The sequence below is a fragment of the Mycobacterium sp. genome, assembly GCF_035653355.1.
In the GTDB taxonomy this organism is placed as follows: domain Bacteria; phylum Actinomycetota; class Actinomycetes; order Mycobacteriales; family Mycobacteriaceae; genus Mycobacterium.
In genome coordinates this window covers 1-7,067 of record NZ_DASRBZ010000272.1, presented here as the reverse complement: position 1 = coordinate 7,067, position 7,067 = coordinate 1, and the positions used below count along the sequence as shown (strand labels likewise).

Annotated in this window: 8 protein-coding genes; 5 read left to right on the top strand and 3 right to left on the bottom strand. The window is 67.7% G+C overall.

What is annotated here, in order from left to right; translation table 11 throughout:
• The first annotated feature begins 48 nt into the window (after positions 1 to 48).
• Positions 49 to 1,368, top strand: coding sequence for an MATE family efflux transporter (locus VFA16_RS09300; RefSeq protein WP_324967530.1), 1,320 nt, complete (start codon positions 49 to 51; stop codon positions 1,366 to 1,368).
• 4 nt (positions 1,369 to 1,372) lie between these two features.
• Here the strand turns inward: VFA16_RS09300 and VFA16_RS09295 are convergent, their stop codons facing one another.
• On the bottom strand, positions 1,373 to 2,122 hold the full coding sequence (locus VFA16_RS09295; protein WP_324967529.1) for an enoyl-CoA hydratase: 750 nt from the start codon (positions 2,120 to 2,122) through the stop codon (positions 1,373 to 1,375).
• A gap of 95 nt (positions 2,123 to 2,217) precedes the next feature.
• Between VFA16_RS09295 and VFA16_RS09290 the strand changes: the two genes are divergently transcribed.
• Together VFA16_RS09290 and VFA16_RS09285 are read left to right on the top strand one after the other, a co-directional pair.
• Positions 2,218 to 2,481: a DUF2277 domain-containing protein gene (locus VFA16_RS09290; protein ID WP_324967528.1), complete on the top strand. Its 264-nt coding sequence runs from the start codon at positions 2,218 to 2,220 to the stop codon at positions 2,479 to 2,481.
• Positions 2,478 to 3,038 carry a DUF1802 family protein gene (locus VFA16_RS09285; RefSeq protein ID WP_324967527.1) on the top strand — a complete coding sequence of 187 codons (561 nt, stop codon included), beginning with the start codon at positions 2,478 to 2,480 and terminating at the stop codon, positions 3,036 to 3,038. The genes VFA16_RS09290 and VFA16_RS09285 overlap by 4 nt, the downstream gene beginning before the upstream one ends.
• Positions 3,039 to 3,046: 8 nt before the next feature.
• Here VFA16_RS09285 and VFA16_RS09280 read toward each other — a convergent pair whose 3' ends face one another.
• Positions 3,047 to 4,663: a CocE/NonD family hydrolase gene (locus VFA16_RS09280; protein WP_324967531.1), complete on the bottom strand. Its 1,617-nt coding sequence runs from the start codon at positions 4,661 to 4,663 to the stop codon at positions 3,047 to 3,049.
• A gap of 92 nt (positions 4,664 to 4,755) precedes the next feature.
• Positions 4,756 to 5,337, bottom strand: coding sequence for a DUF3558 domain-containing protein (locus VFA16_RS09275; RefSeq protein WP_324967526.1), 582 nt, complete (start codon positions 5,335 to 5,337; stop codon positions 4,756 to 4,758).
• A 137-nt stretch (positions 5,338 to 5,474) separates the two neighbouring features.
• Between VFA16_RS09275 and VFA16_RS09270 the strand changes: the two genes are divergently transcribed.
• Positions 5,475 to 6,434 carry a metallophosphoesterase gene (locus VFA16_RS09270; protein WP_324967525.1) on the top strand — a complete coding sequence of 320 codons (960 nt, stop codon included), beginning with the start codon at positions 5,475 to 5,477 and terminating at the stop codon, positions 6,432 to 6,434.
• Positions 6,431 to 7,067 (top strand): 4'-phosphopantetheinyl transferase (locus VFA16_RS09265; protein WP_324967524.1); only part of this gene is annotated, 637 nt, incomplete at its 3' end. The genes VFA16_RS09270 and VFA16_RS09265, both read left to right, overlap by 4 nt.

Here is a 7,067-nt window from a genome sequence, read left to right as displayed (position 1 = left end):
TGACCGTCGGCTCGGTGGCCGAGGTCGTTGCGTCGCTGCGCGCCGCGCTTGGTTGACGAGCATTCGGCCGCCGGTCGCCGACAAATCGCCGGCTTGGCGTTACCGGCGTTGGGTGTGCTCGCCGCCGAGCCGCTCTACCTGTTGTTCGACACCGCGGTCGTCGGCCGGCTGGGCGCACTGAGCCTGGCCGGGCTGGCGATCGGCGCGCTGATCCTGGGGCTGGTCGGTTCAGATCTGACGTTTTTGTCGTATGGCACGACGGCGCGCTCAGCCCGCTACTACGGCGCGGGAGACCGCAGCGCCGCGGTGGCCGAAGGTGTTCAGGCGACGTGGCTGGCGCTGGCTTTAGGCGCGCTGATCGTCGTGGTGGTACAGGCGGCCGCGGTGCCCGTGGTGTCGATCATCGCTTCCCGCAGCGAGATAGCGGACGCGGCGTTGCCATGGCTGCGAATCGCGATCCTGGGTGCGCCGGCGATTCTGGTGTCGATGGCCGGCAACGGCTGGCTGCGCGGGGTGCAGGACACGGTGCGGCCGCTGCGATACGTCGTTGTGGGCTTCGGACTTTCGGCACTGTTGTGCCCGCTGCTGGTGTACGGCTGGCTGGGCTTGCCGCGGTTGGGGTTGGCTGGTTCGGCGGTGGCCAACCTGGTTGGCCAGTGGCTGGCCGCGCTGCTGTTCGGGCGTGCGCTGCTGGTCGAACAGGTGCCGCTGCGCCTGGAGCGCACCGTGTTGCGGGCGCAGTTGGCGATGGGCCGCGACCTCGTGGTGCGAACGCTGGCCTTCCAGGCGTGCTTCGTGTCGGCTGCGGCGGTGGCGGCCCGGTTCGGCGCCGCGGCCTTGGGTGCGCATCAGGTGGTGCTGCAGTTGTGGGAATTCCTTGCGCTGGTTCTTGATTCGTTGGCTATCGCGGCGCAGGCATTGGTCGGGGCGGCGCTCGGCGCGTGCCGCATAGCGCGCGCGAAATCGGTGGCTCGCCGGGTGACGGTGTTTTCCGCGATCGCGGCCGCCGCCTTGGCCGCGGCGTTGGCGGTCGGGGCTTCCGTGCTGCCGAAGCTGTTCACCGGCGACACGTCGGTGCTGGCAGTGATCGGTGTGCCATGGTGGTTTTTGGTGGCCCAATTGCCAGTCGCTGGAGTGGTTTTCGCACTCGACGGAGTGTTGCTGGGCGCCGGCGACGCGGCGTTCATGCGCACCGCCACCGTAGTCAGCGCGCTGGTCGGCTTTCTGCCGCTGATCTGGTTGTCGCTGGTGTTCGGCTGGGGGCTGGCCGGTATCTGGGCAGGGCTAACGACATTCGTGGTGCTGCGGCTGGTGTTCGTCGGCGCGCGTGCGCTATCCGGCCGATGGACGGTGACCGGAACGAGGTGAGCGACTAGCGCACCTGCGAGCGTCCTCGCTGCAGGACGGCTTCCCGGTTGGCGGCGATGTCATCGCCGCTGGTCCGGAACTGCCGTGCCGCGGCCGCCTCCAGCCACAGTCCTGCGCTGGTCTGCGATTCGTCGATGCGGTGATACGACGCCAGCAATGCCCGCACGGCGTGCTGGTTGTTGCCGACGATCGATGCCGCGACCTCACGGGCGGCGGCCAGCAGTCGCTCGTGGGGCACCACCTCCGTGACCAGGCCGGCGCGCAGCGCGTCGTCGGCGGACAGGTAGTCGCCGGTGAGACTCATCCGACGCGCGAGCCCGACGCCGACCTTCTGCGGAAGCCGCACGCTCAGTCCCCAGGTCGGAAGCAGCCCCACTCGGGCGTGGGTGTCGGCGAATCGCGCACGCTCGGAGGCGATCAGGATGTCGCAGTACAGCGCCAATTCCAGCCCGCCGGTCACCGCGGCACCGTTGATCGCGCCGATCACCGGCTTGGTCATCGCCGGCCACCGCGGCGAGATGTCGGGCAGCGCCGACTGACCACCGAGCTCCTTGAGGTCCAGCCCCGCGCAGAACACCGGGTCGGCGCCGGTGACGATGACGACGTCGACATCGTCGTCGGTCTCGGCCTCAGCCAACGCAGCGAAGAACCGGTCCCGCAGCGCCGCCGAGAGCGCGTTGCGCGATTCGGGTCGGTTCAGGGTCAGCGTGCGGACCCGCTCGTCGGTGTCGATCAGCAGCATGTCGTTAGTCATTGGCCCTGCTCCTCCTCATCGCTTCGCTCTGCATCGTCGACAGGGCGAGTCATGGCATCACCGTAGCCAGTCCCCGGCGCACCTATCGTTGAGGCATGTGCCGGAACATCACCGAACTGCGCGGACTCGAGCCGCCGGCCACAGCCGTGGAGATCGAAGCGGCCGCGCGCCAATACGTGCGCAAGGTCAGTGGCATCACCCGCCCGTCACCCGCCAACGCCGAGGTGTTTGAGGCCGCCGTCGCCGAGGTCGCCGCGGCCACGACCCGGTTGCTCGACGCCCTTCCGCCGCGGCGCCAGCCCCCGAAAACCATCCCGCCGCTGCGCCGACCGGAAATCGCAGCCCGGATAGACCGATGACCCAGATTGCGACCGTCCCCGCGCTCAAGGAATGGAGCGCGGTGGTGCATGCGCTGCTCGACGGTCGCCAGACGGTGCTGTTGCGTAAAGGCGGCATTCGCGAAAAACGCTTCGAGGTAGCGGCCCGGGAGTTCCTGCTGTTCCCGACCGTCGCGCACAGCCACGCCGAGCGCGTCCGACCCGAACATCACGACCTGCTGGCACCCGCAGCAGCCGACAGTACCGATGACCACGTCGTCGTCCGGGCGGCCGCGAAAGTTTTTGCGTCGCTGCAAGTTAACCGCCCGGACAATATCAACGCCATCGCCGACCTGCACATCTGGACGCCCGCGTCGGTGCGCGCGGATCGGCTCGACTTCCGGCCTAAGCACCGGCTGGAGGTCCTGGTGGTGTCGGTCATGCCGTTGGCCGAGCCGGTGTCGCTGGTTCGCACGCCCGAGTACGCGGGATGCAGCAGCTGGGTGCAGCTGCCGGTGACGCCGACGCTGGCCGCCCCAATCCACGACGACGCCGCGCTCGGCCAGGTTGTCGCCCGCGTCCGCGATGCCGTCGGCTAGCCCGCCGCTTACGAGACGGGAAGCACAAGCCGGGAGGGGCCGAAGTGCACCATGTGGGTAGCGTGCTTCAGCTGCCGGCCCGTCAGCGGCGGCTCGCCCGTGCCGAGGTTGCGCGCATAGCGGGGATGGCAGCCGCCGGCCACCAGCACGCGGATGCGTGAGCCCGCGCGGAATCGGTGCGCGATGGGGTCCAGTTCGAGGCGGACGGTATCTGCTCCGTCGGTCAGCCGCAGGTAGCCGTCGCTGACGTTGACCGACCGGCCCCGGGCGTCGACCTCGCTGACCCGCACGAACACGTCGACATGCGGATTGTCCGAGGTATGCCCTAACTCGACGACCGGATTGCCGTGCACGCACAGATCCGCGGTGAGCGGGTCGCCGGTGAAGCTGAGCACATCATCACGCCGGGCCAACCGGTCGTCGTTGCGGTATCCGCCGTCGCGTGACAGCAGCCGACCGCCGATAGTCGGGGTCGGATCGCTCGGGTCGTAGCGGAACGACGCGGGCGGCGCCGTTGTCGAAGGTGGCGTTGCGTCCAGGCCGCCGCCGGGCTGCAGGTACAGCGTGTGCTCGGTGGTCGTGGGCGGCCAGTCCTGCAGGTTGAGCCAGCCCTGACCGGTGACGAAGATGCGGAGCCTGCTGGGCCGCGGTTCTGCGGTTGTACCGCGCAGGTGGCAGTCCAGCCAGCTCAGCGATTCGCGGGTGATGGTGGCCAGCCCCTTAGTGAGCAGCTGGGTGTGCGTCCACGGCCCGACCGTCAGCGCGACGTCGACACCTCGCCGATCCAGGTGGCGGAACTGCTCCAGCGTCTGCCGGATGAAGATGTCTTGCCAGCCGCCGATCAGCAGCACCGGAACCTGCACGCGGTCCAGCGCTGCAGTGAAGCGCAGCGGCTCCCAGAACGGGTCGTCGGGTTCGGTGTGCTCCAGCCACGACTCGTACCAGGGTGCCCCTTTGCCCAGCAGCGCGCGGGCCGCCTCGCCCATCGGCAACCCGCCGGCCGCACGCGTCACTCGTCGATAAGCCAGCAGTTGGCGGACGGCGATCCGAAGCCGCACGGGGTCCTCTTGGCGGGCAATCAGGTCGCTCCAGCCCAGAAAGTCGGCGACCGCGAATGACCCGGTGCCCCATACCGATGCGTTGAAGTCGTGCGGGCCGGCGGTAATGACGGCCGCGGCCAACTCCGCAGGAGGCTCTTGCAGCAGCGCCCACTGGGTGAATCCCAGATACGACAAACCGATGGTGGCGAACCGACCGGTGAACCACGGCTGCTGGCGCAGCCAGGCGACAGTGTCGGCAGCGTCGGCGGCCTCGTGGATCATCGGCTGGAAAACCCCGGCCGAGCCGAACGTTCCGCGGACGCTCTGCAGAATCACGCGGTAGCCGCGGGCGGCGTACATCGCGGCGTATACCAGCGAGAACGGAAACCCGCGGCCATAGGGTCCGCGCACCAAAAGGGTGCCGGCGGGCTCTCCGCTGGGTGCATAGTGGTCGGCTGCCAGCTCGACTCCGTCGCGCATCGGAATCCGGACGGTGCTGACCGTGTATCCGCAGCTCGGCTTGGGCAGGCGTAACAGCCGGCCGAGTGCGTGGCCGACAATCCGGTTCGCCCGCCCGCGCAGCATCCGACTGGCCCGTTCGGTGGGTGTGAAACTCACCACCTCAGGCTATGAGGTCAGCGCAAAGGCACTGTGTATCGGTTGCTGCGCGGCCGAGGTCAGAACACGTAGTACGGCGAAAGCTCTTGTGCGCGCTGCAGATTCGTCGACGGGCAATCCACATCCGGGGAGGAATATACGGTCGAATAGAACAGCGACTGCTGGATCACCCCGTAGCTGGTTTTGAACGTCACCATGCAGGAGATGTACCAGTAGCTGTTGCGCCACGTGGGCTTCAACACCCAGTACTGGGCGGCGCGGTGGCCGTTGATTGTGGTTTCGAGGGCGTCGGGGGGCAACGACTGCTCGTAGGTGCGCCAGATGATCGGCTCGACCGCCAACTGGTAGTTGCCTGCGTCGTAGTGGCAGCGCAGCCCTTCCTCGTGCTCGGGCGGGGTGAAGCTCAGACCGAGCCGCTGCACCACATCGAACGGGATGTCTTCGCACGGGTCGAACGGGCGGGGGTTGACGGTTGCGATGATCGGGCTCTTCATCGTGGTGGCCGGTTCCATTGGCGCCGCAGTGGACCGCAATTCGACGCGGCCGCCGCCGGTCACCGTTGGCGGCGCGCTCTGCCACACCAGGACCACGGCGGTGAGCAGCGCACCCAACGCCGCAAGCAGACGCAGCTTGGTGAGCATCACACCCCCTGACTCGACCTGATTGTCGGGAGTGTACAAGCCGGGCTCGGGCGGGCACAGGGGAAACAAGAACCTGTTCTAGTTTTAGCGACGACGCGGCCGAGGGTTCGGCCGGCAGACCGTTAGGCTGGGGAGTCGTGGCAGCGCGCGAGCAGACTAACGGCGGGCAGCCGACGCTTTGGGCGGTTTCCGATCTGCACACCGGCCACCTCGGCAACAAACCCGTCACCGAATCGCTGCACCCGTCGTCGCCGGACGACTGGCTGATCGTGGCGGGCGACGTCGCGGAACGCACCGACGAGATTCGGTGGGCACTGGATGTGCTGCGCCGACGATTCGCCAAAGTGATTTGGGTGCCCGGCAACCACGAACTGTGGACTACCGGCCGCGACCCGATGCAGGTCTTCGGCAAGGATCGCTACGACTACCTGGTCAACATGTGCGACGAGATGGGCGTCGTCACACCCGAGCATCCCTTCCCGGTGTGGACCGAGCGTGGCGGACCGGCCACCATCGTGCCGATGTTTTTGCTCTACGACTACAGCTTCTTGCCGGAGGGGGCAGCCAGCAAAGCCGAGGGCCTGGCGATCGCGCGGGACCGCAACGTGGTAGCCACCGACGAATTCCTGCTTTCACCCGAGCCGTATCCCACCCGAGAGGCATGGTGCCGCGAGCGACTGGCCACCACCCGCGCCCGTCTCGAACAGCTGGACTGGATGACCCCCACCGTGTTGGTCAACCACTTCCCGCTGGTACGCGAGCCCTGTGACGCGCTGTTCTACCCGGAGTTCTCGCTGTGGTGCGGAACCACCGAGACCGCCGACTGGCACACTCGCTACAACGCGACCTGCTCGGTCTACGGGCATCTGCACATTCCTCGGACCACCTGGTATGACGGGGTGCGCTTCGAAGAGGTGTCGGTGGGTTACCCGCGGGAGTGGCGGCGGCGCAAACCGTATGCCTGGCTGCGCCAGGTGCTGCCGGATCCGCAGTACGCACCCGGCTATCTCAACGAGTTCGGCGGGCATTTCGTGATCACCCCGGAGATGCGAGCACAGGCCGAGCGGTTTCAGGAACGACTCCGACAACGGCGATGACGAAGCCAACCCTGCTGTCGTCGGTGTTGCCCGTCGATGCCGACAATCTCGCGTTCGAGGAGGTCTACTCCGACCCGCCCGGCCTGGCGCCGCTACCCGAAGAAGAACCGCTGATCGCGCGCTCAGTTGCAAAGCGCCGCAACGAGTTCATCACCGCACGCCACTGCGCGCGAATTGCACTCAGCAAACTCGGCCTGCCGCCGGTGCCAATCCTCAAGGGCGACAAGGGCGAACCGTGCTGGCCCGGCGGCGTGGTGGGCAGCCTTACCCACTGCACGGGCTACCGCGGCGCGGTGGTGGGTCGCAGCCCTGCGGTGCGTTCGGTGGGCATCGACGCCGAGCCGCACGATGTCCTGCCCGAAGGCGTGCTCGATGCGATCACTCTCGATGAGGAACGCCACGAAATCGCTGCGCTGCCCGAAGGCTTGCACTGGGACCGAATCCTGTTCTGCGCCAAGGAGGCTACCTACAAGGCGTGGTTCCCGCTGACGCGGCGGTGGCTCGGTTTCGAAGACGCCCACATCGTCTTCGACGTCGATCCGGACGGCAGCACCGGCGCGTTCGTCTCCAAGATCCTCATCGACGGCGCCGCCCTGTCGGGGCCACCGCTGACGGCGCTTCGCGGACGATGGC